The 21,681-nt window shown below is 70.1% G+C and carries 19 protein-coding genes; 9 read left to right on the top strand and 10 right to left on the bottom strand.

Annotation, left to right across the window (positions count from 1 at the left end; translation table 11 throughout):
* The first annotated feature begins 23 nt into the window (after window positions 1-23).
* Entirely contained in the window at window positions 24-692 is a 669-nt protein-coding gene (phoU, locus tag EDF31_RS10255) for a phosphate signaling complex protein PhoU (protein ID WP_123293296.1), read from the top strand.
* A gap of 45 nt (window positions 693-737) precedes the next feature.
* Window positions 738-1,286, top strand: coding sequence for an AAA family ATPase (locus EDF31_RS10250; RefSeq protein ID WP_131846049.1), 549 nt, complete (start codon window positions 738-740; stop codon window positions 1,284-1,286).
* Between the two features lie 188 nt (window positions 1,287-1,474).
* Here EDF31_RS10250 and EDF31_RS10245 read toward each other — a convergent pair whose 3' ends face one another.
* Window positions 1,475-2,221, bottom strand: a complete 747-nt coding sequence (locus EDF31_RS10245) for a phosphoglyceromutase (protein WP_123293294.1) — start codon at window positions 2,219-2,221, stop codon at window positions 1,475-1,477.
* A gap of 45 nt (window positions 2,222-2,266) precedes the next feature.
* On the opposite strand from EDF31_RS10245, the gene EDF31_RS10240 reads away from it, so the two are divergent.
* The gene (locus tag EDF31_RS10240; RefSeq protein ID WP_131846048.1) at window positions 2,267-3,040 is read left to right on the top strand and encodes a class I SAM-dependent methyltransferase; all 774 of its coding nucleotides are present in this window, start codon (window positions 2,267-2,269) and stop codon (window positions 3,038-3,040) included.
* Window positions 3,041-3,244: 204 nt separating this feature from the next.
* On the opposite strand, the gene EDF31_RS10235 is transcribed toward EDF31_RS10240, so the two are convergent.
* From EDF31_RS10235 to EDF31_RS10225, 3 genes are all read right to left on the bottom strand, one after another.
* On the bottom strand, window positions 3,245-4,339 hold the full coding sequence (locus tag EDF31_RS10235) for a folate-binding protein YgfZ (RefSeq protein WP_131846047.1): 1,095 nt from the start codon (window positions 4,337-4,339) through the stop codon (window positions 3,245-3,247).
* Entirely contained in the window at window positions 4,339-4,941 is a 603-nt protein-coding gene (locus EDF31_RS10230; RefSeq protein ID WP_131846046.1) for an FABP family protein, read from the bottom strand. Before EDF31_RS10230 ends, EDF31_RS10235 begins: the two co-directional genes overlap by 1 nt.
* 137 nt (window positions 4,942-5,078) lie before the next feature.
* Complete coding sequence (locus EDF31_RS10225; protein ID WP_123936868.1) at window positions 5,079-5,360, bottom strand: hypothetical protein; 282 nt, start codon at window positions 5,358-5,360, stop codon at window positions 5,079-5,081.
* 157 nt (window positions 5,361-5,517) lie between these two features.
* On the opposite strand from EDF31_RS10225, the gene EDF31_RS10220 reads away from it, so the two are divergent.
* Genes EDF31_RS10220 through EDF31_RS10210 form a run of 3 tightly spaced genes read left to right on the top strand, consistent with a single transcriptional unit; the run spans window position 5,518 to window position 9,088 of the window.
* Window positions 5,518-6,201: a response regulator transcription factor gene (locus EDF31_RS10220; RefSeq protein ID WP_123293289.1), complete on the top strand. Its 684-nt coding sequence runs from the start codon at window positions 5,518-5,520 to the stop codon at window positions 6,199-6,201.
* Complete coding sequence (gene mshD, locus EDF31_RS10215; RefSeq protein WP_131846045.1) at window positions 6,201-7,028, top strand: mycothiol synthase; 828 nt, start codon at window positions 6,201-6,203, stop codon at window positions 7,026-7,028. Before EDF31_RS10220 ends, mshD begins: the two co-directional genes overlap by 1 nt.
* 56 nt (window positions 7,029-7,084) lie before the next feature.
* Window positions 7,085-9,088, top strand: a complete 2,004-nt coding sequence (locus tag EDF31_RS10210; RefSeq protein WP_131846044.1) for a serine/threonine-protein kinase — start codon at window positions 7,085-7,087, stop codon at window positions 9,086-9,088.
* An 88-nt stretch (window positions 9,089-9,176) separates the two neighbouring features.
* On the opposite strand, the gene EDF31_RS10205 is transcribed toward EDF31_RS10210, so the two are convergent.
* From EDF31_RS10205 to EDF31_RS10190, 4 genes are all read right to left on the bottom strand, one after another.
* On the bottom strand, window positions 9,177-13,412 hold the full coding sequence (locus tag EDF31_RS10205) for an FtsK/SpoIIIE domain-containing protein (protein ID WP_131846043.1): 4,236 nt from the start codon (window positions 13,410-13,412) through the stop codon (window positions 9,177-9,179).
* A gap of 36 nt (window positions 13,413-13,448) precedes the next feature.
* Complete coding sequence (locus EDF31_RS10200) at window positions 13,449-14,873, bottom strand: hypothetical protein (protein ID WP_131846042.1); 1,425 nt, start codon at window positions 14,871-14,873, stop codon at window positions 13,449-13,451.
* A complete protein-coding gene (locus EDF31_RS10195) occupies window positions 14,870-17,173 on the bottom strand; it encodes a hypothetical protein (protein ID WP_131846041.1) in 2,304 nt (767 codons plus the stop codon). Before EDF31_RS10195 ends, EDF31_RS10200 begins: the two co-directional genes overlap by 4 nt.
* A gap of 102 nt (window positions 17,174-17,275) precedes the next feature.
* Complete coding sequence (locus tag EDF31_RS10190; protein ID WP_131846040.1) at window positions 17,276-17,626, bottom strand: hypothetical protein; 351 nt, start codon at window positions 17,624-17,626, stop codon at window positions 17,276-17,278.
* Window positions 17,627-17,878: 252 nt separating this feature from the next.
* On the opposite strand from EDF31_RS10190, the gene EDF31_RS10185 reads away from it, so the two are divergent.
* Both EDF31_RS10185 and EDF31_RS10180 read left to right on the top strand, forming a co-directional pair.
* A complete protein-coding gene (locus EDF31_RS10185; RefSeq protein WP_131846039.1) occupies window positions 17,879-18,472 on the top strand; it encodes a hypothetical protein in 594 nt (197 codons plus the stop codon).
* Between the two features lie 20 nt (window positions 18,473-18,492).
* Window positions 18,493-18,693 carry a hypothetical protein gene (locus tag EDF31_RS10180; RefSeq protein WP_131846038.1) on the top strand — a complete coding sequence of 67 codons (201 nt, stop codon included), beginning with the start codon at window positions 18,493-18,495 and terminating at the stop codon, window positions 18,691-18,693.
* A 333-nt stretch (window positions 18,694-19,026) separates the two neighbouring features.
* Here the strand turns inward: EDF31_RS10180 and EDF31_RS10175 are convergent, their stop codons facing one another.
* A complete protein-coding gene (locus EDF31_RS10175; RefSeq protein ID WP_131973739.1) occupies window positions 19,027-19,557 on the bottom strand; it encodes a hypothetical protein in 531 nt (176 codons plus the stop codon).
* On the opposite strand from EDF31_RS10175, the gene EDF31_RS19950 reads away from it, so the two are divergent.
* Complete coding sequence (locus EDF31_RS19950) at window positions 19,551-19,829, top strand: hypothetical protein (protein WP_131973738.1); 279 nt, start codon at window positions 19,551-19,553, stop codon at window positions 19,827-19,829. The two genes, EDF31_RS10175 and EDF31_RS19950, sit on opposite strands and share 7 nt — an antisense overlap.
* A gap of 1,380 nt (window positions 19,830-21,209) precedes the next feature.
* Here the strand turns inward: EDF31_RS19950 and EDF31_RS10165 are convergent.
* Window positions 21,210-21,671 carry a hypothetical protein gene (locus EDF31_RS10165; protein ID WP_131846035.1) on the bottom strand — a complete coding sequence of 154 codons (462 nt, stop codon included), beginning with the start codon at window positions 21,669-21,671 and terminating at the stop codon, window positions 21,210-21,212.
* Window positions 21,672-21,681 lie beyond the last annotated feature (10 nt).

Here is a 21,681-nt window from a genome sequence, read left to right as displayed (position 1 = left end):
TACGCAGAGAGAGGTACTCCCCCATGCGCGAAGTCTTCCAGCAGGAACTCCAGGACGTCCAGGAGCGACTGACCGAGATCGCAGGACTCGTCGAGTCCGCCATCACCCGGGCCACCCAGGCCTTCAGCGACTCCGACGTCGCCCTCGCCGAGGAGGTGATCGCCGATGACCAGAAGATCGACGAGGCCGCCAACAGCCTCGACGAGATCGCCATCGACATCCTGGCCCGCCAGGCACCGGTCGCCCGCGACCTGCGCGTCGTCGTCACCGCCCTGCGCGTGAGCTCCTCGCTCGAGCGCATGGGCGACATGGCCGAGCACATCGCGCAGCTCGCCCGCCAGCGCTTCCCCGAGAAGGTCGTGCCGAAGGGCCTCCGCGGCACCTTCAAGGAGATGGGCAAGCACGACGTCGCGATGTCGCAGAAGCTCACGCGGCTGCTCGCGACCGAGGACATCGCCCTGGCCGCGGAGATCCGCGACGAGGACGACGCCGTCGACGAGCTGCACGCGAGCGTGTTCGACTTCGTGCTCGGCGAGGCGTGGAAGGGCGGACCGATCGACACCGTCGACGCCACCCTGGCCTCCCGCTACCACGAGCGCTTCGCGGACCACGCGGTGTCGATCGCCAAGAAGGTCGAGTACCTGGCGACCGGCGACTGGACCGGCGCCTCGAGTTCGACCGCCGCGGTCTGAGCGCCGTGGTCTGACCGCGGCTGCGCGGTCTGCGAGGATCGACGCATGGCTCAGGTCGCGATCATCGTCAACGGCATGCCCGGTTCCGGCAAGAGCACGATCGGAGCTGCGCTGGCCGAGGTGCTCGGTTGCCCGTTCCTGTCGAAGGACCGGATCAAGGAGCCCCTCGCCGACATCGTCGGGCCGATGATCGCGTCGCGGCCGCTCGGTGGCATCGCGATGGAGACCATGTGGTCGATGACGCGGGCCGTCGAGAACGGGGTCGTCCTCGACGCCGTCTGGCTCCCGTCACGCGACCGCGACCTCCTGGAGGCCGGGCTCGCGTCCGCCGGGTCGCCTCGCGCCGTCGAGGTGTGGTGCGACACGGACCGCGCCGCCGCCGCAGATCGGCTGCACGACCGGTACGACCCGGGCACCGTCCCGGTGCGGCACGAGGTGCACGGGGACCTGGCCGGCGTGCTGGCCTTCTGGGACGAGCACGGCGACGATGCGCAGCCGGTCGGGCTGCCGGGCGTCCCGGTGGTCCGCGTCGACACGACGAAGCCCTACGACGTCGGTGCCCTCGTGCAGGAGATCGCGTCGCACTTCGTCTGATCAGCCGAGGCTCGAGGAGCCGACCGCCCTGCCGAAGCGACACGTCGTCGGAGCGGTGATCCGTTCCTCCCGGCAGAGCGACAGGGGTCGGCGGAACATTCGCGGCACACTGTCGCTTTCGCGGCCCCCACAAGCAGAACGACGAACGCCCCGCCCGGAGACCGGACGGAGCGTTCGTGTGCGCGGTGCTACTTCTTGGCGCCCTGGGCGGCCACGGCGGCAGCGCCGGCGGCAGCGGCCTCGGGGTCGAGGTAGTACGCCGGCTTCGTCGGACGGAAGTCGTCGTCGAGCTCGTACACCAGCGGGATGCCCGTCGGGATGTTCAGCCCGGCGATGTCGTCGTCGGAGATGTCGTCGAGGTGCTTGACGAGCGCGCGGAGCGAGTTGCCGTGGGCGGTGACCAGCACGGTCTTGCCCTCGCCCAGGTCCTTCGTGATGTCCGACTCCCAGTAGGGCAGCAGGCGGTCGATCACGAGCTTGAGCGACTCGGTGCGGGGCAGCTGGTCGCCGAGGTCGGCGTAGCGGCGGTCACCGGCCTGCGACCACTCGGCGCCGTCGGCGATGGGGGGCGGCGGGACGTCGAACGACCGGCGCCACTCCATGAACTGCTGCTCGCCGTACTCGGCCAGCGTCTGGGCCTTGTCCTTGCCCTGCAGGTCGCCGTAGTGGCGTTCGTTGAGGCGCCAGTCGCGCTTGACCGGCAGCCAGGCGAGGTCGGCCTGGAGCAGCGCGATGTCGGCCGTCTGGATCGCGCGGGTGAGGAGCGAGGTGTACAGGACGTCGGGGACGATGCCCGATTCGGCGATGAGGTCGCCGGCGCGCTTCGCCTCCTTCTCGCCCAGCTCGCTGAGCCGGACGTCGACCCAACCGGTGAACAGGTTCTTCTGGTTCCAGTCACTGTTTCCGTGACGGAGCAGGACGAGCGTGGAGGTCATGCTCCCGAGTCTACCGAGCGTCGGCAGGCCCGTACCCTTGACGTCATGCCCATCGGGAACGTGACGCGCGGGACGACCGGGTACAACCGGCTCCGCCGTGTCGACCGGTGGATCGCGTCGCTGCCGGCGCTCCGCAAGGCCGACGACCCGCTGGTCGCCGACGTCGGGTACGGGGCCTCGCCGACGACGACGCTCGAGCTGCGCGACCGTCTCGCCCTGGTGCGTCCGGACGTCGAGGTCACCGGCATCGAGATCGAACCGGCACGCGTTGCGTTCGCGAACGCGGGCACTCGCGACGGTGTGACGTTCCGGCTCGGCGGCTTCGAGACGCCCACGCCCGGGCAGCGTCGACCCGCCGTGATCCGGGCGTTCAACGTGCTGCGGCAGTACGACGAGTCCGCCGTGGTGGGGTCGTGGCGGATCATGCAGGACCGACTGCAGCCCGGCGGCGCGCTGGTCGAGGGGACGTGCAACGAGGTCGGGCGGGTGGCCTCGTGGGTGACGCTCGACGAGCACGCGCCCGTGACGTTCACGGTGTCGCTGCGGCTCGCCGGACTCGACGTGCCGTCGATCGTCGCCGAACGGCTGCCGAAGGCGCTCATCCACCGGAACGTGCCGGGTGAGCGGGTGCACGCGTTCCTGCGCGACCTCGACCTGTCGTGGGCGGTCGCGGCGCCGCTCGGCACGTACGGACCTCGGCAGCGGTGGATCGCCACGGTGCGGGGCATGCGCGACCGCGGTTGGCCGGTGCTGCACGGGCCGACCAGGTGGCGGCTCGGCGAGCTCAGTGTGCCGTGGGCCACGGTCGAGCCCGCCTGACGCGGCGGCGGGGCGGCGGCGGGACTGCGCCACGGCGGCGGCGGCGAATTGGCGACGATCCACGAGTCGATCACCGCGTGCACTGTCGGAAGATGCACACGCACACGATGCGTGCGCATCACCCGACGGAACACCAGTCGATCAACTCGTGGTCTGTCGGAAACCTGCGCGCACACCAGGCGACCGACGACCGCCGGACGGAGCCTAGGAGCGCTTGACGGCTCCGAGCCGGGGCAGCCGAGGGACGTTCGCCGTGGCGCCGGCCTCCGGCGGGACGATGGTCTCCTGCGCCGCCGTCACCACGACGTCGTCGGCGATGAGCGTCAGCGTCGCGGTGGGGTCGAGGGAACGCTTGACCACGGCCAGCCCGATCGGGCCGAGCTCGTGGTGGACCGCCGAGGCCGACAGTCGCCCGACTTCCTTGTCGCCGAGCATCACGGGAGTCCCCGGAGCCGGCAGGACGGCGTCGGAGCCGTCGAGGTGCAGCTGCACGACCCGACGCGGCGGGTGGCCCAGGTTGTGCACCTTCGCGACGGTCTCCTGCCCGCGGTAGCAGCCCTTCGTCAGGTGCACGGCGGAGCGGAGCCAGTCGAGCTCGTGCGGGATGGTGCGCTCGTCGGCATCGGACAGCGTCGGACGCCAGGCGGCGATCCGGAGTGCCTCGTACGCGAGCAGCCCCGCGACGGGTTCGTCCGACGCAGCGATCGCGGCCGAGGTGCCGGGCGTGACCACGGCGATGCGGAGGGTCCAGTCGGAGCCGGGATGGGCCTCCTGGTCGGCGTAGCTCCATCCACCGGGCGTGACGGCCGCCCACGGGTCGACCCACTCGACGACGGGCGGGTCCGGCAGGACGGTCGACGCGAACGGGGCGGCCTCGCCGAACCAGCCGAGGGTCGCGAAGTCGGCCGAACGGTCGGCGACCTCGACCCGGAGCATGAAGCGCATCGAGTCGAGCCAGGTGGCGAGCGGCGCGGCGTCCTGCGGCTCGGTGAGGAGCCACACGACCGCACCGTCGTCGACCACGCGGGCGGCGTGCTCGACCCGGCCGGACTGGTCGAGCACGAGGGTCTCGGTGCTGACGCCGGTCGGCAGGCCGGTCAGCTGCTGCGAGGTGATCGAGTTGAGCCACGACAGGCGGTCCGGCCCGGAGACGGTGACGACACCGAGACCGAGCTCGACGACCGCGCGGCCACGGGCCAGCAGCCGCTGCTCACCCAGGGGGTTGCCGAAGTGGGCTGCAGGTGCGCCGGGCGCATCAGATGCCGCGACGAAGCCGTCGCGCACCGCGAACGCCGACATCAGTCGACCTTCGCGAGCTGCCCCGAGGCGTGCGAGGTGAGTTCGCGACCGAGGGCGGCGATGTCCCACGCCCAGAACAACTTGCCCTCGACCAGGCCGTACAGGCGGGTCGCGGCGGAGTAGTCCTTCGCGTTCGGCGAGCGCATCACGGCGTCGGTGGCCAGGTCGATCCGGCCTTTGAGGACGCGGCCGACGTAGAGCTCGTTGACGCCCGTCGGGTGCACGATCGCGGCTTCGACGTCGAAGCCGTCGGTGGTGTTGCGCAGCGCCTCGACGCTCTCGACGGTGGTGAACGGCGTCGGTCCCTCGCCCAGGAGCATCGCGGGGCCGCGGTCGCCGGGTTCGGTCGGACGATCGATCCGCCAGTAGCCCATCTCGGCGGCGAGCGGGGTGTTGTCGTCGTCGAGCAGCCAGGTCGTGGACGAGTAGTTGAGGTACGGCAGGCCGTCGTGGCTGAAGCTCACGCGCTGGCCGAACTCGTAGGTGCGGGGTGCCTCTTCGTCACCGACGGGGTACTCCACGACGCCGGTGCCCTCCCAGACGCCGACGAGCCACGACAACGGGACCAGTTCGGGCGCCAGGCCCTCGGGGAGCTCGATCAACGCTGACCCTTGAACAGCTTCACGACGACGACGACCGAGATGAACGCGATCGCGAGCGACGCCAGGCCGAGGAGGCCCACGTAGAACAGCTCGAGCGCAAGCAGCGAATCCATGCCCCGGAGTCTACGCGGCTCGGCTCAACGCGCCAGGAGCACCACCGCGGTGACGAGCACCACGACGAAGGCACCGGACGACGCGATGCTGATCCGTTCGACCAGTCCGTCCTTCGTCGCGGTGATGAGCTGGAGCACGAAGCTCACCATCACGCAGGCGACGAACACGAGCAGCAGCCAGGCGAAGGCGTCGCGCTCGGCGAGCGTCAGGACGAGCACCGCCCCGACGACGGCCAGGATCCAGACCGGCAGGACGGACGTCAGCTTGAGGCGCCGCTGGTCGGTGGGCTGCACTGGCTGGGTCACGCGTTCCATCATGACAGGCGTCACGCCCGGCGCGCAGGCGCAGCGGCTCCGCGCCCGGCGCGCGCTTGCGGGTTGCCGCGCAAACCGTCCGGCCGGATGAGGACTTCCCGAGCATCACTAGGATGTGTCCACGACGTCATCCACCTGCGGAGGTCCTGTGGCACAGCTCCTGGTACTCACCTCGACCGCGCCCGGCGACGTCCTGCCGAGCCTCGGTCTCCTGAGCCACAGGATCCGTCACGTGCCGGCCGAGGCCGCACAGCTGGTCAACGCGCCGCAGAGCGACCTGATGTTCGTGGACGCCCGCACCGACCTGGTCAGCGCGAAGGCCCTGTGCAAGATCCTCGCCTCGTCCGGCTCGACGACGCCCATCGTGCTCGTCGTGACCGAGGGTGGCCTGACCGCCGTCAACAGCGAGTGGAACGTCGACGACGTGGTGCTCGAGAGCGCGGGCCCGGCCGAGATCGACGCCCGCATCCGGCTGTCCGCGGGCCGTGCGGCCAAGGGGCAGTCCAGCTCGAAGATCCAGGCGTCGGGTGTCGTCATCGACGAAGCCAGCTACTCGGCGAAGGTCCGCGGCCGGCCGCTCGACCTGACGTTCAAGGAGTTCGAGCTCCTGCGCTTCTTCGCCACGCACCCGTCCCGCGTCTTCACGCGCGAGCAGCTGCTCAGCGAGGTCTGGGGCTACGACTACTTCGGCGGCACCCGCACGGTCGACGTGCACGTCCGACGTCTCCGCGCCAAGCTCGGCGACCTCGAGTCGCTCATCGGCACGGTCCGCAACGTCGGCTACCGCTTCAACGTCTACGACGACGAGGCCGAGCGCCTGATGGGCCAGTAGTGCCGGACCTCGCGCGGTTCGTCGTGCCCGGTGAAGCACCGCCGTTCTCGGACCAGACCCTGGTCGACGTCCGCGCCGGGCGCGCGACCGTCCTCGCCGTCGACGACGGGGTCGCCGTGGTCCGTGACGGCGAGCTGGAACTCGTGGTCGACCGGGAGGCCCGTGGTCGCGGCACCGGCACTGCCCTCGTGACGCAGGCGCTCGCGCTGGGCGGCGGGGCCGCTCCCGTGCTCGCCTGGGCACACGGGGACCACCCCGCAGCGCGGGCCCTGGCCGATCGGTTCGGCTGGCGCGCGGTTCGGACACTGCTGCAGCTCCGGGCGCCGATCGACGGTACCGACGCCCCGTCCGTCGACGTGCCGGCCGGGTACAGCCTGTCCGCCTTCCGACCCGGCACCGAGGACGAGGCCGACTGGCTCGCCCTGAACGCCGCGGCCTTCGCACACCACCCCGAGCAGGGCCGGATGACGCTCGACGACCTGCACGCCCGCGAGTCGGACGCCTGGTTCTCCGGCGAGGACCTGCTGCTGCTCCGCGACGCCTCCGGGCAGCTGGCAGGCTCGTGCTGGCTCAAGGTCGAGGACGGCATCGGCGAGTTCTACGCCGTCGCTGTCCGACCCGACCTGCAGGGGCAACGGCTCGGCGGGGTGCTCATGCGTGCCGGGACCGCTCGACTCAGCGGCCGTGGGCTGACCGCCGCCGCACTGTACGTCGAGGGCGACAACGAACCCGCGCTGGCGCTGTACCGGCGATCCGGGTTCGAGCAGTACGCGATCGACGTGCAGTACGCCGCGCCGGGGCAGGCGGAGGCGCCGACCGGCCGGTAACATTGCGTGGTCGGCGAGGGGTCGGCCAGCGGGGGAATCGGGAAGTCGGGGACGCAGTGGCGCAGTACGGTCAGGGTGAGCCACTCGGTGCGTCGTACCGGTTGGTCGAGCTGCTCGGGACCGGTGCCACCGGCGAGGTCTGGCGGACAGAACACACCGCGACCGGCGAGCACGTCGCTGCGAAGCTGCTCCGCGCTGAGCTCGCCGCCGACCCGCAGATCGTCGAACGCTTCGTCCGCGAGCGCTCGGTGCTCCTCGCGCTGCAGCACCCCTCGATCGTGCGGGTGCGGGACCTGGTCGTCGAGGGCGACCGGCTCGCGATCGTCATGGACCTGGTGCCCGGTGGGTCCGCGCGCGATCTGCTCGCATCGAACGGTCCGCTGACCCCGCGGGACGCTCTGACGATCACCGCCGAGACCCTCGATGCCCTCGCCGCGGCACACGAACGCGACGTGACCCACCGCGACGTCAAGCCCGACAACGTGCTGCTCCAGACCCCCTGGGCCGCCGGTGCGACGGGCGACGTCCGGGTCACCGACTTCGGCATCGCGTCGGTCGTCGCCGAGCGCGAGCGCACCACCACCGGGCTCCTCGGCACGCCGCAGTACATGGCGCCCGAGTCGATCAGCCACGGCCGCGCGGGTCCCGCTGCGGACGTCTACGGCGCCGGGGTCATGCTCTACGAGCTGTTGTCCGGCCGCACACCCTTCGCCGGACCGGGCACGGACTTCGCCGTGGCGTACCGGCACGTCACGTCGAACCCGCCGCCGCTCGACGTGCCCGATGCGCTGTGGTCTGCGGTGTCCGCCCTGCTGACGAAGGACCCGAACAGCCGTCCGGCAGCAGCGGACGCGGCGGCGACCCTGCGGCGACTCGCCCGGTCCCTCGCCTCGGCCCCTGCGCTGGCCGCGACGAGCGACCCGGACGCGTTCGACGAGGTCGAGCGGCCCGCCACCGTGGTCCGCGGGGTCCGTCCCGAGCGCGATGCTGATCGGGATGACACCGGGGTACTAGAGGACGAAGCCCTGGCAGGGCCGGCTCCGGAACTGGGCCCGGCCGGATCGCAGACCGTCATCCGGCCGATGGCCCGACAGCCGCTGCCGGCCGCCCCCGCTGCCGAGCCCCCACCGGCGCGTCGGTTCGCCCGTCCCGAGTGGCTGACGAACCGTGCGCTCCTGTTCGGCGGCATCGGCGTCGTGCTCGTGGCCGCACTGGTCGTCGGTGGCGTCGTGTGGCTGCCCGGTGCGCTGCGGAAGACGCCAGGCGTCGGCACCGCGACCGCACAGGCCGCCAACGCCTACCAGCAGGACCGCCCACTGCCCACGGGCCTCGCCACCACCCGCCGCGCGACCATCGACCCCGCGAAGGGCACCGTCGACCTGCGCGTCACGTACGCGGCGCAGGCATCGGCCCTGACCGGTCCGTTCCTCGAGGTCGTGCCGGGCTCCCGCTCGGGGGCGTCCTGCCCCGCGGTCACCTGGTCCGGCGAGGGCATCTCGGCGAAGCGCAACCAACCCTCGCTGACGGGTGTCGATGCCGCGTGTGCCTGGGCCCTGTCCGGGGTCGAGGTCCCCGCCGGCGGCGACGTCACGGTCGAGGCCTCCGTGCCGCTCGCCTCCGTCACGGACGGCGCGGCGCTGCAGACGTGGCTCGACGGCGTCGGCGAGGCGACCACTGCTGCCGTGACCGACGACTCGGTGCGCGGGACCGCCTACCCGGTCCAGCGGCTGCAGGGCGTCGAGGTCCGGACGCCCGACCGCACGGTCAGTCAGACGGCCCTGCCGGTGACGCTCGTGCCGGTGTGGCCGAACGGCGCCGACGAGCTCAACCCGCTGTACCGCAGTCCCGCCACGGGACGCCCGTCGCAGATGCTCGTCGATGTGGCCGGCGGGGAGTCCGGCGTGCGGTTCGCCGACGGCTGCTCGGGGGCGTTGGCGGTGTCGTCCGACGGGCTGGTCGTCACGGCGCTGTCGGTCGCGCCGTCGTGCACGGTGCGGGCGACGGTGGGGAACTTCACGAACCTCGAGAGCTCGCCCTTCGGGATCACGACGCGCGACTGAGCGCGCTCTGGTCGTGACTGCGGGTCGATCCTGCCGTCCGTGGCGGACGCGGCCACGGGCCTCCCGGCCGACGGTCTCGGCGTCTCGGTCAGCTGCCAGCAGACGCGGTCTGCACGAGACGGACGGTCCCGCCTGAAGCGGCGTAGCCGCGGCCGACGGTCAGCGCGACCGGTGCACGACGCGGGAGCGTGACACCGAGCAGCTCGCCGTCGTAGTCGACGTCCGGCTGCAGCAGGACGCCACACCGGGACTTCCGGACCGCTCGGGTCCAGTGGCTGTACAGCGACCGGAGGTCAGCTGACCGGCCGGCCGCCACGACGCACAGCCCGGGGCGCTCGGTCGTGAGCAGCGTCGCGATGGCCTGGTCGCCGTCCTCGAACCGCTCCGCGTCGTCGATGAGCAGCAGGACCGGGCCGCGCTCGAGGCGGAGTCCAGCCAACAGGGCCGGGACCTCGTCCGGGCCGACGGCGATGCGGTCGAACGAACCCGAGGCGAGCGGCGACCGGCGGTCGCAGATCGCCCAGACCGCCGGACGGACACCCTCGGCTGTCCGTGCGAGCTCGGCGACGGCGAGGAGCACGCTCGACTTGCCGGACCGCGCCGGGCCGGCGACGAGCACGTGTTCGCCGTCGTAGACCTCGACGGACGCCGGCTGCAGGTCGTCCTCGGCGATGCCGATCGGGATCCGCCAGGGCTCACCCGCGAACACCGCTCCGGCACCGAGCTCGTCCACGAGCACAGCGTCGGGCAGCCGGCCGACCGCACTGGCCTTCTTCGTACCGTCCGACCGGATCTCCGCGATCCGTGCGACCGCCTGCGCGAGCGGGACGTCCGGCGTCGCGACGTGCGACTGCAGCCGCCTGGTCGAGTCGATGAAGCGGCCGGGCACCGGCGGCGGGACGTCCTTGGGGCGGACCCCGATGGACGCGTAGTCGTAGGGGTCCGCGAGGCGGAACATCCACTTCTGCGTGGTGACCTCGTCCATCGCCGACGGCACCGCCTTCGCGCGCGTCGTCGAGACCGCGAACGAGATGCCGAGCGCGGGACCCTCGGCGTACACCCGGTAGAGCGCGTCGAGCAGCTGCTGGCCCTCGAAATCCTGGTACTCGTCGCGCAGGGCGGCGAGGCCGTCGATGAGCACCACGGCACGGCGCCCACCGGGTGCCGCACGGCGACGCTCGAGCTCGACGCGGAGGTGCCGCAGGAACCGCGTCTGCAGCTCCCCCGCGCCGGCACCGGAGCCGACGTAGGCCGTCGTGTGCGGTAGCTGTGCGAGCGGAGCGAGGTCCCCCGGACCCATGTCGAGCACGAGGAGGTCGAGCTCGTCGGGGCTCGACGCGGCGGCGAGCTGGAGCGCGATCGTGGCGAGGGCGGTGCTCGTCCCGCTGCCGGGGATGCCCATGAGCATGAGGTTGCCCTCGTCGAGGTCCCATCCGGTGGTGATCTGACGCTGGTGGTCCGGGTCGTCGGCCAGGGCGACGGGGACGGTGCCGGGTCGTCGGTCGGCGCCCGGGCCTGGCTCGGTGAGCTCCGCCAGTTCGACGCGGTCGCCGAGCGCCTCGGGCCAGATCGGACGCGGCGGGGCGTACCCGGCTGCCGTGTTGGCCTGCCCGATCGCCTCGATCAGCTGGTCGAGGTCGGTGACGTCCGACGCGGTCGGCGCCGGTGCCGGCAGCGGCGCGGGGACACCGAACACGTCGGTCGGACGGACCGAGACCAGCTGCTCGGCACGCTCGTCACGGGCTCGGCCGGTGACGAGGGCGGTCTGCACCGGGGTGATGTCGTCCTGCCCGAGCTTGACGTAGGCGCGACCGGTCTGTTGTCGACCGATCCCGGCTGCGGCGGGGACCCCGATGACGTTCGTCGAGTCCTCGCGGCTCTGCACCCGCAGGGCGACCCGCATGTTGGTGTTCGCGAGGATGTCCTCGCTCACCACACCGGCCGGCCGCTGGGTGGCGAGGATCATGTGGACGCCGAGTGTGCGGCCGACGGCGGCGATGCTGACGAGCGACGTCAGGACGTCCGGGAAGTCCTTCGCGAGCATCGCGAACTCGTCGACGACCAGCAGCAGTCGCGGCATCGGCTCGACCGGCTTCGTCGCCAGGTAGGCGTCGAGGTTGTCGATGTCGGCTCCGGCCGCGGCGAACACCCGCTGGCGTCGCTCGAGCTCGGCCTCGAGCGCACGGATCGCTCGGTCGGCGAGCTGCTCGTCGAGGTTGCTGATCGTGCCGATGGTGTGCGGCAGTCGCTCGCAGGCGGCGAACGCGGCCCCGCCCTTGAAGTCGACGAGCAGGAAGTTCAGACGCGTCGGGTCGTTCCGCGCTGCGAGCCCGGCGACGAGCGACCGCAGGAACTCGCTCTTGCCCGAACCCGTCGTTCCGCCGACCAGACCGTGCGGGCCGTCGCGCACCAGGTCGATCTCGAGCACACCGCTCTCCGACGAGCCGATCGGGGTCGAGAAGCCCGTGCGCGTGTCCCACGCCGTGAGGATCCCGTCGCTCGACAACAGCTCCGGCAGGCGGACGAGCGCGGGCAAGGACGCCCCCGGCACGAGCAGTTCGGGATCGTCGAAGTGCGCCACGCTGCGGGCGCTGCGCTCGGCGGTCTCGACGCTGAGGCCGGCGAGCACGACGTCCTCGACACGGGTCCGGTCTTCCGGCCGGTAGACCGTGGCGGCGGCATCGGCACCGACCGTGATGATCGACGTACAGGCGGCGGGGAGCTGCTGCTCGTTCGTCGCGATGACGATGCCGCACACCCGGCGCGGTCGCTCCCCCGGGCGCAGGGACTGCCCGGGTACCGAGCGGCCCTGGCCGAGCAGGTTGCGGGCCGGGGCATCCCGTCCCTCGGTGAGCACCTCGGAGTCGACCACGACGAGCAGGTTCGGCGTCGGCAGCTCGTCGAGCGACTCCCGCAGGCCACGGAGCATCGCCGCGCTCTGGTCGCGCTGCGCCGACATCCAGCGGGCGCCGGTACTGCTCCCCGCCACACGCGCGTGCGGCAGCCAGGAGGCCCACCCCCAGTCCTCCGCGCGGCCCGCGTCGCAGAAGACACCCACCGTCAGGTCCGCTGGACCGCAGTGCACGGTGGCCTGCGTGAGCAGGCTGCGCGCCAAGGCGAGGGCGCCCTGACGGTCGCCGACGATCCCGACGACGCCAGCGTCGGACAGGTCGGCAACCACCGGCGCGGCCGTCAGACGACTGTCGGCGATCGCGGCCTTCGCCTCGTCCTCGAGCTTCGCGGACGCTGCACGCTGGTCGACCTCGGGCCGCCAAGGAGCGTCCCCGGTGCCGGCGTGCAGGCTCAGGAAGTCCTCGTCATCCGAGCGACGCTGCCACAGCAGGGTGGTCGGCAGCTCGGCTCGCCGCACCACGGTCGCCGGATCGGGCACGAGCTCCTGGCGGCGGGCGGCCTCGACGGCCGCGGCTTCGGAGATCTCACCGCGGAAGGACTCCACGGCCTCGGCGAAGCGGGTGTCCTCCTCCTTCAGGTTCTTCGCGCGGCGGTGCTTCTGCTCGAACCACATGCCGATCGCGGTGACCGGGGAGAGCAGAGCGAACAGCGCGAACCGCGCGTCGCCGAGCAGGAGCACCATCGCGCCGGCGAGCACCAGGGGTGCCGCGACGGTGATCCAGCTGAACTTCGAGGCCGGCGGCACGTCCTTGCGTCCGGGCGGCACGACCGTCTCGGCGTCGGAGGTCCGGCCGGCGCGTGGTGGGCGGTTGAACGGTGCCGTCGCCGCCGGGGTCAGGTTCGCCACCGAGCCGGCCGCGGGCACGGGGACCTCGTCGAGCGCCGGCCGGACGAGCAGCACGGCCCCGCCCACGATGACGCTCGTCGTCCCGGTGAGCAGGACGCCCTCGGCGTCGATGCGCTCCCCGGCGACGACGGTGCCGTTCGTCGATCCCGCATCACGCACCCGCACACCGTCGTCCTCGCGCTCGACGGTGCAGTGCTCCCACGACGCGCTCTCGGTGGGGAGCACGACGTCGGCCTGCGGCGCCCGGCCGACCACGAGCTTCCGCCCGCGCGGGACCGGCACCACGGGGCCGGCCTCGAGCCCGCCGGCGAGCGTGACGGTCCAGCCGTCGGTGCCGAGCGGACGCTCCTCGGGGGTTCGTCCGATGCGGGATCCCTCGAGCAGCACGAGGTCCCGGAGCGGGGTGTCGACGCTGGTGCGGTGCCCGTCGACCGCCAGGGTGGTGCCGGGTTCGAGCGTGAGGCCGATGGCCGCGGACACGAGGTCCCCGAGCGAGGATGCGCCGGACCACCCGTCGACCTCGACCGCATCACGTCGGTCGTCGAGCTCGATCAACAGGCGCATGCTCGCGTTCCTCTTCCGGGTCGGTGCGTGGGTGGGTCAGTCCGTGCTGGAGTCGTCGAACCAGACGAGCGACGCGGTCCGGGCAGCGTCGGTTCCGCTCCCGGTGCCGTCGCCGGACGCGGTGCTGGCCGGACGGAGACCGAGCTGCTGTGCCGACGCCGCGAGCACCGTCGCGGGCGTCCCGAGTGCCTGCTGCTGCGTGAAGTCGAGCGCGGGGCCGGCGATGCCCGCATCGGCGTCGAGGTCGAGCGCGGCGAGGGCGTCGGTGACGTCCGCCGGCTCGACGCTCCGCGCCGAACCGACGGCGCGGACCAGGGCGATGACGGCGTCGTGGCTGCGCGAGTCCGCTGCGCCCGCGACCGCCGAGAACGGCTGGTCACCGGTCAGGTTCTCGGCGTCCTGGTCACCGGCGAGCACCCGGACACCACCGAGGAAGGCGGACATCGCGCGGCCCCCGGCGTCGGAGGCGAGTGCTCGAGCGTCGTCGGTGGCGACGCCCACGGTCCGGAAGGAACCGCTCAGGCTGCCGCCGGCCTCGACGAGTGCGGCGCCGAACGCCGGGCTCGTCGCATCCGGCGTGAGGACGACCGGCACCGTGACGTCCTCGGCCTGGAGCGCGGCGACGAAGGCACCCTGGCGTTCCGCGGAGCCGCTGACGACGACGGCGTCGGAGTCCGGCGTCACCGTCTTCGCGTCGGCGTCGGCATCGGCATCGGCATCGGCATCGGCGTCTTCCTCGTTGCTCGTCGCGCCGGTGCGTTCGGCGACGGTCGTGGCCAGCGCTGCAGTGTCCGCGGTGTCGTCCCCGTCCAGGACGTGCGCGACCCGCAGGCCCGCCGGAGCACCGCCGCCCAGGTCGACCAGCAGTGGCGCGTCGGCGTCGCCGAGTGCCGTGGTCATCGCCGTGCTGATCGAGCCTGCCGCCGGCGCCGTCGACCAGGAGTCCTTCTCCGCCGGTGCGTAGGGCAGGACGACCGGGATGCCCTTCGCCGCAGCAGCCGTGAGGGCGCCGGACACGTGGCTGCCCGACGAGGCGACGACGATGCCCGCGACCCCGCTCTTCGCGAGGGCCTCGACCGCGGCCGTGCCCCCGGCAGCGGTTCCGCCGTCGTTCTTCGTGACGAGCGCGACGTCGGTGCCGCCGAGTGCGAGCCGACGCTCCGCCACCAGCGCACCCTGCGCCGCTTCGTTCCACTCGGATCCCTCGCCGTCTCCGAGCGTGACGATGATGCCGATCTTCGTCTTCGTCGGGACGTGTGCCACGGTGATCTTCACCGGCACGGTCGCCGACACCGCTTCGGCCGGGGTGCTGCTGCCGAACGCCCGGAACGTCAGGACGGCGGCGACCACCGCGGCGACCAGGAGCACCGCGATGCCGACGAAGAGCAGCGGACGGCGGCTGCGCGGACGCGTTCCGTCGGCGCTCTCGGTCGCCGTGGCTTCGGTCGTCTGGTCGCTCATCGGTCCGCCCCGATCCGGAAGGTGTACAGCGTGGTCGACGTCGCGCTGGCGGGGACCTTCAGCTGGAACGCCGGCAGCGTCGTCGCCGCATCGAGCGATGCACGGAACTGCTCCTGCTGGAGCAGGATGCCGGCGACGTCCTCGGCGCGGACGTTCGCGTATCCCGCGGCGTTCTGCGACGCCAGGGCGAGCTGGTAGTCGGCGGAGTCGGACTTCGCCGCGCTCGTGGCCATGGCGCCGAGGATGCCGGAGCCGTTGACCTTGCGGTCGCCGAGGTCGAGCATCACCCGGTTGAGGTCGCCGGTCAGCAGCGTCGAAGCGCCCTGCACGTCACGCGTCGAGGCGCTCGTGCTGGCCGCGATCCGCTCGAGGCTGGACGCCGTCTGCCGGTCGACCGCCGAGGAGAGCTCCGAGCCTTCCTGCTCGAGCGTGCTCTTCTGCTCGTCGATCGTGCCCTTCGAGTCCTTCGTGACCTCGTCAGCGGTGGACTGCAGGCCCGAGATCGACTTGTCGAAGGCGTCGCGGACGGCTTGGTTGCTCTCGGAGGCCGTGGTCGAGACCTTCCGCACCTGTGCGTCGATGGCCTTCTTGAAGGTCTCCGACGACTGGTCGGAGGCGTCCTCGAAGGTCTTCTGGACCTCCGCAGCGAGGTCGATCTGCGTCTGGCGGACGGTCCCGAGCTGTGTGGCGATGACCGTCTGCGACCGGTCGGCGTCCGAGACCGCTGCGCGAAGGCGTTCGATCGTGGAACCCACGTCGTCGCTCCCACCACGGACAGCATCACGGACAGCGCGGATGCTGTCGTCGAGCGCGGTCAGATCGGTCCGCAGGCCGGCGACCGCGCTGCCGATGGTTCCCTCGGTCGTCGCGTCGGCACTGGTCGAGTCGACGACTTCCTGCCAGCGCGTCGTCTGGTCGTCCAGTCGTTCGTCCATCGGGTCGGTGAACCCGAGGCCGGGCTGGAGCACGGTTCCCTCGGGCGCACCGGCGCAGGGCTCGGCCGTCAGGTAGCCGCGGAGGCGATCAGCATCGGCCTGGTCGAGCTGTCCGAGCGTCGCGAGGGCGCAGAGCTGGTCCGCGACCGCCGAGTTCTGGCGCTGCATCGACAGCGGGAACCCTGCACCGTCGAGCAGGTCACGTGCCGCCTCGGCACGGTCGTGCGTCGTCTGCACGGCCGTCGCCAGTGCGTCGATTCGCGTGCCGATCTGGTCCGCGCTCGTCGACAACGCGCGCAGTGCGTCACCGGTGCCGCCGTCCCCACCGTTCTCGTACTCGTCCAGTGCGTCGGAGATGCGGGTGAGCTGCGTGTCGAGGTCGGCAGCGCTCGCGATCGCGGCGTCCACCGTCTCCGGCTGCAGCCGCGCGGCGAGTGCCTGCCCGGTGCTCACCAGGCCGATCAGCGAACCGTTGATCGCGGTGGACGACTCGTAGAGCGTGCAGGTCAGCGAGTCTCGCGCGTCCGTCGCGGCGCAGGTCGTCGCGTCCGGAGCCTTCGGGCCGACGGCAGTGGCGAGCTGCGCACTCACCTGCTGCTTGCACGCCTCACTCGCATCGGCGTAGCCCTTGAGCTGCGACGAGACACTGAGCAGGTTGCCGTAGACGCTGCCGCCCGCGGTCGAGGTCTTGGGCGTCGCCGCGCATCCGTTCCCGTCGAGGACCGGAGCGGGCGCCGTCGCCGAGGTGTCGCCGAGCAGGCTGTCGAGACTCGTGGTGGTCTGCTGGAGCTGCTGCAGCACGGTGGACTGTGTCGCCTTGACGGTCGTGCCGAGATCGCCGTTCAGGGAACCGAGCTCGCCGGACAGGGACCGCATGGTGCCTGCCAGGGACGAGCTGCTCTCCTTGAGCCGCTCGGCGGTGCTGACGCCGAGGGTCTTCGACGTGGTCTCGAGGTTCGACCGGACCTCGGTGATGGTGCCACCGGCGCGCGCCAGCACCTCGTTCACCTGCGAGATCAGGTCGATCGTGCGGCGCTGGAGCGCGAGTTCGGAGTCACTGTCGGACCCGAAGGCCGCGTTGACGACGCCCGTGGAGGACAGGTCCGTGGACAGCCCGGGCTGCGCGGCGACGTCGAACGTGGGCGCCGTGAAGTCCTTGACGTCGGCGACGAGGTGCAGCGTGCTGCTCGCGCCGGATGTCGGCGGTGCCAGCAGGCGGCCCCACTGGACGACCGCGTCCCCGTCCTCGTTCGTGCTGACGACTCCGTCCGTGGACGAACCGGAGTCAGCGGCATCGGTGACGATCCGGTCGGCCGCGGTGCCGGTGAGGACGGTCGAAGCGGCGACGCTGAAGGGCGCGCCCACCAGCGCCGGCGTCGAGCGAGAGGTCCCGGCGACGTCGTAGGTCAGGTTCTTCGACGTGACCGTGAGGTTCTCGATCGTCAGGTCGATCGCGATCCGGCCCGACTACCCGTCGAGGTCGGCGAGGTCGGTACCGGTCTTCTCGGACGTCGAGTACTGCGTCGTGATGCGGAGCGGGAGGTCGCCAGCCGCCTTGGCGGGGTCGTGGTCGGTCGTCGCCGACGAGGAGTCCTTGCCCGCGACCGAGATCGCAGTGTCGGAGATCGACGTGATCGAGCCGTCCGCGGCCAGACGCGTGTCGACCGTCTGCAGGATCCGTGACGGGTCAGCCACCGGCTTGTCGTCGGACGTGCACCCGGCGAGCACCAGCGCGGCGATGCCGGTGACGGCGACCGCCCCCACGAGCCGGCGAGTAGTGCTTCGTGCTCCGGTGTTCCCGGCACGCTGGTTGATCACGGTCTTCCCCCCAAGAGAATCGTCGAGCACATCGATGCTAGTTGCTCGATGACGTCGGGTCCGCGTCGATCGGCCACCCTGGCCGCCCCCGTTCGGGCCACACACCCCGACTGGCATACAACGTATCGCATCCGGAGCGTCGCACGATCGCTGTCCACAACCGCGCTGGTACTCTCCACGCATGATCCAGGGGGACCAGGGCTTCGGGCCCACCGAACGACGACGTCCGTACGCACGACCGGGGGCAGATCGGTGACACTCAACCTCTCGCCGGTCCTCATCGCGCTGATCGCGATGATCGCGATCCCGGCCGCCGTCAGCGCGCTCGTCCGCCGGAGTGATCGCAAGCGACCACCGTCCACCGTCGTGGGCGACGAGGCGTACGGCGTGCTCTTCACCGTCCGCGCACGCCGGTGGAACTACCTCTTGCTCCGGATCATCGGGATCGTGTTCATCGTCGTGGGAGGGTTCTTCTTCCTCGCCACGCTCACGCTGCTCGACGACCCTGACGCGATCGGGATGCTCATCACCGCTGTCGCCATGGTGCTGTTCGGGATCCTGTTCGTCTACCTCGGCGTCGGGCAGAAGCGCCGTCGCGTCGAGGCGTACGACTCCCAGCTGGTGGTCACCCCGATGTTCCGCGCAGCACGGACCATCGACCCGACGGCGATCAAGCACATCCGTCCCACCACCAACCGGTTCGGCGGCTTGGACATCAAGGTGAACGGGCAGCGCGGCGTCATCAGCGTCATCTCCATCGATGCGGCCTACCCGGAGCTGTGCGGATGGCTCGAGCAGCGTGCGCCGGCGCAGTGGAACGACTTCGTGCGGGTCTTCGGGGGATGACACGAAAGGAGCACACGACGATGAACACCCGCCGTTCGACCAGCGCCCTCGGCTTCCCCTTCGGAGCGATTCTGGTGGCGATCACCGGCTGCAGCGGGGCCAACATCGATTCCGCCCCTGTACAGACGGCGGAACCAGACATGTCGCAGGCACAACGGAAGGCGACCAAGCCAGGGCTCACGTCCAATGCCGAGGCTGCCGCCAGCTCCATGCTCGAGTAGATCGCAGCAGGCGAGCTGGATGCGGACAGCGAGGACTACTTGCAAGCGAACCCGCTCGGCGAGCACCACCGTCTCGGCACGTGGGAGATCACGAAGAGGTCGACCAACATCAGCGGAACGGTCTGCGTGGAGTACCGCCCGAGTAAGGACGCGGACCCAGTCGCGATGTCCACCTACAACGTGACGTGCATCCCGGCCCAGACACGGATACCAGCGAGCAAGAAGTCGAGCCCGGTGGGAACTGGGCTCAACACCGGCTGCTGAGCGCCGCGCTCCGATCAGCGTCCAGCTTCGGCTCGGTCGAGCGCATGGTCGTCAATGGCAGATGCGAGGTCAAGCGGGCTCGAAGCTCTTCACGTAGACGGCTTGGCGGATTGCGTTCAGGAATCCCCGCATGTTGTAGGACCCCTCTCCCACGTCGAATCTGTAACGCCCGCCCTCGTCGACACTTCGGGCGATGTCGTCCTCGTTGTCGCGCGTGACACCCCACTGCAGCACGAGCGTTCCACAGTCAGACGTCTCCAACACGACTTGAGATGTCGACGACCCCACGCCCTTCAACGAACGAGACGAACCGATGCTGCTGTGCGCCGAGCTGACTGTGCAGATCGGCTCGACCCGATGTCCGGCGTCGTACGCCTTCAAGGTTATGGGTCCGACGAAGAAGCCGAGCAGCGGAACCAAGACAACGAACGCCAGGACGATGGAAGCAACGATCCGCCTCCTGCGCACGCGCCTTCTCTGCGCAGCGCGCTCGAGCGCCGATCTCGTCAACTGCAACTCCAATGTTCGTTGTTCCGCATCAGCGGCTGCGGAGACCAACCCTGGGCCCGCCGGCACCTGACACGGCTTCGTTGATGGCATCCCTCAATCCGCTGTTCCTGCCTGGCGTGGAGTGCACGGGTTCACCGCCGTCGGCATGGTGCTCTTCGAGCTCCTGTTCGTCTACCTCGGCATCGGGCAGAAACGTCGCCGAGCCGAGGCGTACGACTCCCAGCCTGGACATCAAGGTGAACGGGCAAGGCGGCGTCATCAGCGTCATCTCCATCGATGCGGCATACCCGGAACTGTGCGCATGGCTCGAGCAGCGTGCGCCGACGCAGTGGAACGAGTTCGTGCGGGTCTTCGGGCGCTGACCGCGCTCCGCTTGTTGAATCGCAGACATGACGCACCGATCGGTCCTACTCACCATTGCGTGTCGTACTCGGGGAAAGGGCTCGGTCCCACCAAGGAGCATTGCCCCGTCCGCGCGCGCAAGAACAGCACAACGACCATCCATCCGCCAGCCGACTACACGCTATCCGGGAACCTCGGTGTAACGGTAGATCGTAGGGACCACTTTCACAACCTTGAGCATTTTCCGGAGCTTGAACGAGCCAGCGCCGAGTTCGAACCGGTATTCTGCCCCCGCATTCACTGCGGACGCTACATCGTTCACGTTCGAGCGATCCCCGCCAACCCAAAGCAGATTCCCACAGTCGGTGTGGAAGTTCACTTGGGGCTGCGAACCGCCCCTCGACGAATGAACTTCCGCAGCAACGGACCGCACGCGACAGACAACGTTCACGCGGTGCTCATCGTCATACTGCCCTAATACCCACGGGCCGGCACCGAATGCCAAGACAGGGACCACCACGACACCCGTGAGAACGGCGATCGCGCTGGCGCGGTCACGAAGAACACGACGACGGGTACTTCTTATGGGCCGCGCGGCCCGTCGGCCATTTCCCTTGCTGCGTTCTACACGTCGATGGTGCCGCACGATCGCTCCTGGCTCATCCATTCGTGTCCATTCAAACATGATTTAAGTCTTGCCGTCAGCCGACACTAATCTGGCTTCCGATTCAGCTCACTGTCTCGACAGTCGCTACGCCCGATCCACCCCAACGCCACCACGCAGTTGTTTTGGCCTTTCTCGACGAGTCCAATCCCACGACCTCGTATTCGGTGATTCCGATGCAGTCGGCCGTTGGACTGCTTCGGAGCTTCAGGGGAACCGAAAGTCTAAGCAGGATTCCCCTCGCGCAACGAGAGGCGATGTGGATGCTCCAACAATCAGGACAAGGAACGCGAACTCATCGCTCGTAATCGAATGCCGTTGGGTATCGATTTATCAAGTTGAGCGCACTCCGGAACCACCATGACCCTTTGCCTACAGAAAACCGCGTCTCCCCACCAGTCGCTAAGTCTCGTGCGACCCGTTCTTGTACTGTCTTCTTGACACCCTGCAAGATGAGTACGCCACAATCTCGCGTCTCGACTTTCACGTACGAGAACGGGGCACCCAAGCCGGTCCGGCTCACCGTGGACCCTGCATAGACTTCTGCATCAGAAACATCGCAGGCCACGGCCCTCCGGTGCGTTTCGTCGTACGCGCTCATCCAATAGGGCCACACAAGCAGGATCATGAGCGATGCCACGACGCCGAATGCCCAAACGGCGAGGATGACCCAGGGCTTTCGCCCCCCTTCTTTGGTTGGATTCGGGATGGTGGATGACCCAGTCAATGCGACGAGCTATGCAGCGCGGAACCCGTAAGCGGTAGGTAAGCGGTTTATCAAGCCAAGAATCGATCGGATGGCGTAGGACCCCGACCCTACTTCGATCTGGACCTTCGGACTTTTCTCCAAACTGGTGGCAACGCGCTTTGAATTCGCCTGGGTGACACCTTCGCGCAGCAGCAGCGACCCGCAACCCTTCGTGCGTATTTCAACCTCGGCACGTGAACCGCCAATTCCCGTTCGACTTACGTTACTACCGGTCTCCGCATGGGCGGACTGCACTTCGCAGGATATCCAGGTATGGTGTGCCGCATCATAGGCATTCAGCGACGCCGGAGCCACAAACACGGCAAGGACTATCAGAATCAATACACCGAGCGCCGAGAAATAGCGAATCCAACGCGACCTCGAGTAGGCTTCCCTGTTCACATGACCTGGACCGTTGCTGACGGATCGCGCGGTTGAACCGTCGCTCATTACACACACC

This window comes from Curtobacterium sp. PhB142 (assembly GCF_004341255.1).
In the GTDB taxonomy this organism is placed as follows: Bacteria; Actinomycetota; Actinomycetes; order Actinomycetales; family Microbacteriaceae; genus Curtobacterium.
This window is presented reverse-complemented; position numbering and strand designations above follow the sequence as displayed.

What these genes read in the sequence shown, in the direction of transcription:
- EDF31_RS10240 (WP_131846048.1), top strand. Translation starts at nt 2,267, where the DNA reads ATGCCCATCGGGAACGTGACGCGCGGGACGACCGGGTACAACCGGCTC.
- phoU (WP_123293296.1), top strand. Translation starts at nt 24, where the DNA reads ATGCGCGAAGTCTTCCAGCAGGAACTCCAGGACGTCCAGGAGCGACTG.
- EDF31_RS10165 (WP_131846035.1), bottom strand. Translation starts at nt 21,671, where the DNA reads ATGAGCGACGGTTCAACCGCGCGATCCGTCAGCAACGGTCCAGGTCAT.
- EDF31_RS10245 (WP_123293294.1), bottom strand. Translation starts at nt 2,221, where the DNA reads ATGACCTCCACGCTCGTCCTGCTCCGTCACGGAAACAGTGACTGGAAC.
- EDF31_RS10205 (WP_131846043.1), bottom strand. Translation starts at nt 13,412, where the DNA reads ATGCGCCTGTTGATCGAGCTCGACGACCGACGTGATGCGGTCGAGGTC.
- EDF31_RS10180 (WP_131846038.1), top strand. Translation starts at nt 18,493, where the DNA reads ATGAACACCCGCCGTTCGACCAGCGCCCTCGGCTTCCCCTTCGGAGCG.
- EDF31_RS10175 (WP_131973739.1), bottom strand. Translation starts at nt 19,557, where the DNA reads ATGCCATCAACGAAGCCGTGTCAGGTGCCGGCGGGCCCAGGGTTGGTC.
- EDF31_RS10200 (WP_131846042.1), bottom strand. Translation starts at nt 14,873, where the DNA reads ATGAGCGACCAGACGACCGAAGCCACGGCGACCGAGAGCGCCGACGGA.
- EDF31_RS10235 (WP_131846047.1), bottom strand. Translation starts at nt 4,339, where the DNA reads ATGTCGGCGTTCGCGGTGCGCGACGGCTTCGTCGCGGCATCTGATGCG.
- EDF31_RS19950 (WP_131973738.1), top strand. Translation starts at nt 19,551, where the DNA reads ATGGCATCCCTCAATCCGCTGTTCCTGCCTGGCGTGGAGTGCACGGGT.
- EDF31_RS10250 (WP_131846049.1), top strand. Translation starts at nt 738, where the DNA reads ATGGCTCAGGTCGCGATCATCGTCAACGGCATGCCCGGTTCCGGCAAG.